Origin of the sequence: Streptomyces sp. FH025, assembly GCF_017427025.1 — a bacterium.
Classification (GTDB): Bacteria; Actinomycetota; Actinomycetes; order Streptomycetales; family Streptomycetaceae; genus Kitasatospora.
Genome location: NZ_JAFLNG010000779.1, coordinates 1 through 3,316, shown reverse-complemented (window position 1 = coordinate 3,316; position 3,316 = coordinate 1). Strand labels below are relative to the sequence as shown.

Here is a 3,316-nt window from a genome sequence, read left to right as displayed (position 1 = left end):
TCCTCGGCGCCCCGGTCGCCGTCGTCCGCGCTCGGCCGGGCGGAGACCACCCGCAGGTCCAGGGCGGTGGGCGTCTGCTCGGCCTCCTCGACGGCGGCCGCGGGCGGGTCGATCGGCAGCACCGCGACGGTGATGTTGTCGTGGCCGCCGGCCGCGACCGCGAACTTCACCAGGGTCTGCGCCGCCGCGAGCGGTTCGGTGCGGGCGTCCGGCCGGACGAAGTAGGCCAGGTCGGTGGCCGCCTCGGCGTAGTTCCACAGCCCGTCGGTGCAGATCAGCAGCACTCCGGGGACGTGCGGGGTGAAGTTCAGGGTGTGCGGGACGACCTCCTCGGCGTCGGCGCCGAGCCAGCCGGTGATCGCGTGGGCGCGCGGGTCGGCGTACGCCTCGGCCTCGGTCATCAGCCCGGCCTCGACCATCCGGGCCGCCCAGGAGTCGTCCTGGGTGAGCCGGAAGGGCTCGGCGGCGGCGCGGTCGTCCGGGATCCAGTACGCCCGGGTGTCGCCCACCCAGCCGATGGTGACCCGGCCGCCCGCCGCTATCGCGCTGACGTAGGTGCAGGCGGGCGCGTTGAGGTCGGGGCGGGTGGGCCCGGCGCCGTCGGTGGCGAGGTCGGCGACGGCCGCGGCGGCGTCGGCGATCGCCTGGCGCATCGCCTCGTTCGGGTCCCGGCCGGCCTCCAGCGAGCTCAGCAGGGACTCCGAGGCGGCGTCGACGGCGGTCTCGGAGGCCTCGTCCGGGCGGTCGGAGGAGGAGACGCCGTCGCACACCACGGCGACCACGACCGGCTCGCCGCCGGGCAGCGAGGTGGCGGCGACGGTGAAGGAGTCCTCGTTGCGGTGGTGGCGCACGCCGCGGTCGCTGACCCCGGCGACGCCCGCGAGCGCCTTCTCCATGTGGTCGCGCGGGCGCGGCTGGGCGCTGCCGCAGCCCTCGCAGTAGCCGTCCTCGGTGACCTGTGCCTGCCCGCAGTGCACGCAGACCGGCCCGCGCTGCGCCGGTACGGCCTCACCGTGGGCGGCGGCCCAGCTCGTGGGCATCGCGCCCGGGGCCGCCCGGCCGTCCCGGCCGGTCCCGCAACGGCCGCAGAACGCGTCCTCCGGGTCCATCGGCTCGGAACAGCTCTGGCACTCGGTCTGCTGCGGCATCGGCTACACCCACGTCCTCGGGCGGGCCCGGTTGGCCCGTTCCACCATCTCGATCCTCGTCTCCGCCCGGTCGGCCAACCGGGCGAGTACCCGGTAGGACTGTTCCAGGGCGAAGCGCAGTTCCCGCTCGACGGCGGGACGTCCCAGCACCAGGGTGGCACCGGCCGGTTCGGCACCAGCCGAACCGGCGGCGACCCACTCCAGGGCGGCGCCGAGCACCTCGACCGACAGCTCCTCGCGGCGGCGGTCGTCCAGCGGCAGCGCGGTGAGCTGCTCGGAGCCGGCGGTGAGGTCGGGGGCGAGCCGGTCGGTGGCGGGCCGTTCGCGCAGCCGGGCGCGGACGGCGGCGATCCGGGCGGCGGTGTACTGGTTGGAGGTGGCCGGGACGGACTCCAGGACGCGCACCGCGCCGGGCCGGTCCCCCTCGGCCAGCCGGACCCGGGCGAGGCCGAAGGCGGCGCTCAGGTAGGCGTGGTCGGTGGTCCACACGAGCCGGTAGAACTCGGCCGCGTCGCCGCCGTCGCCGAGCAGTTCGGCGCAGATGGCCAGGGCCAGCTTGGGCGCGGCCTCGCCGGGGAAGGCGTCGTAGACCGCGTCGAAGGCCTCGGCGGCGGCCCGGGGATCGGCCCCGGCCAGGGCCGTCAGGCCGCGGTACCAGACCACCCGCCAGTCGTCCGGGTGGTCGTGCTCCAGCTCGCCGAGTTCCTCGGCGGCGTCGGTGCGGCGGCCGAGTTCGAGCAGGGCGCGCAGCCGGCGCAGCCGCAGCTCGACCGAGTCGGTCGCGGCGCCGGCCAGGGCGGCGAGGGTGTTCGCCGGGTCCGGGGAGAGCACGGTGGCGAGGAAGCCGGCGTTCGGGTCCCCCGGGTCGACCCGGGGGATGGGCAGCGCGAGCGCGGCGGCGGCCGGGTCCAGGGCGGTGATCCGCAGCTGCCCGGGCTGTTCGGTGGGCAGCACCAACTCGGTGTCGACGACCTGGAGTTCGGGGCCGAACAGGGTGGAGAGGGCGGGCCGGGGCCGGTCGTCCTGGAGGGCCATCACCTCCCGCAGCACGCCGGTGAGCTGGTCGGCCATCTCCTCGGCGGAGGCGAAGCGGCGGGCCGGGTCGGGGTCGGTGGCGCGGACCAGGAAGCGGTAGTAGGACTCGTACCGGGCGAAGGCCTCGACGTCCTCGGGGCCGGGCAGCGTGTCGCGGTAGGTGGTGCTGTAGCCCTGGAAGTCGAAGGTGAGCACCGCGAGGGTGCGGGCCACGGTGTAGAGGTCGGAGGCGGGGGAGGGGCCGTCGGTGGCGATCTCCGGGGCCTGGTAGCCGATGGTGCCGTAGATCGGGCCGTCGTCGTCGAGGCGGCGGACCGCGCCCATGTCGATGACCTTGAGCGTGTCCCCGCTCTGGATCACGTTGTCGATCTTGAAGTCGCAGTACACCAGGCCCCGGCCGTGCAGGTAGCCCAGCGCCGGGAGCGCCTCCAGCGCGTACGCGATCGCCTGCTCGACCGGCAGCGGCTCGCGCCGCCCGTCCGGGGTGCGGCGGTCGTTGGCGATGTCCTTGAGCGACTTGCCGCCGACGTACTCCATCACGATGTAGCCGTCGGTGGAGCCGGTGAGCAGGTCCGGGTGCTCGGCGAAGTTGATGATCCGGACGATGTTCGGGTGGTCCACCTCGGCCAGGAAGCGGCGCTCGGCGACGGCCGCGGCCAGCGCGTCCTCGTCCCCGGTGTCCAGCAGGCCCTTGAGCACGACCCACTTGTCGTTGACCCGCCGGTCCACCGCCAGGTATATCCAGCCGAGCCCGCCGTGCGCCAGGCAGCCGACCACCTCGTACTGGCCGCCGACCAGGTCGCCGCGGCGCAGCTTGGGCGTGAAGGAGTACGGCGTGCCGCACTTGGTGCAGAAGCCGTCCGGGCGGCCCGGTCGGCCGTTCTTCTCCCGGCCCACCGGGCTGTCGCACTTGGAGCAGTACCGCTTGCGCTCCGGCACCTCGGGATTGGCCAGCACGGCCTGCGCCGGGTCGGCGGTCTCCACGGTCGGCACGGTGACCAGGCCGGCACCCAGCCGGTTGCGGGTGCCCGCGCTGACGCTGCCGCGGGTGGAGCGCACCGAGACCGAGCGGCCGCTGCCGGTGCGGGTCGAGCGGTGCGAGCGGGAGCGGCCGGACATCGAGCGGGAGGCGC

Annotated in this window: 2 protein-coding genes; both read right to left on the bottom strand. The window is 75.2% G+C overall.

The genetic code is table 11. From position 1 onward, the window contains the following. The coding region (locus tag J0670_RS33730; RefSeq protein WP_207816107.1) for a PP2C family serine/threonine-protein phosphatase at nt 1–1,148 on the bottom strand (1,148 nt) is incomplete at its 3' end. Nucleotides 1,149–1,151: 3 nt separating this feature from the next. Continuing rightward, nucleotides 1,152–3,316 (bottom strand): serine/threonine-protein kinase (locus J0670_RS33725; RefSeq protein WP_207816105.1); only part of this gene is annotated, 2,165 nt, incomplete at its 5' end.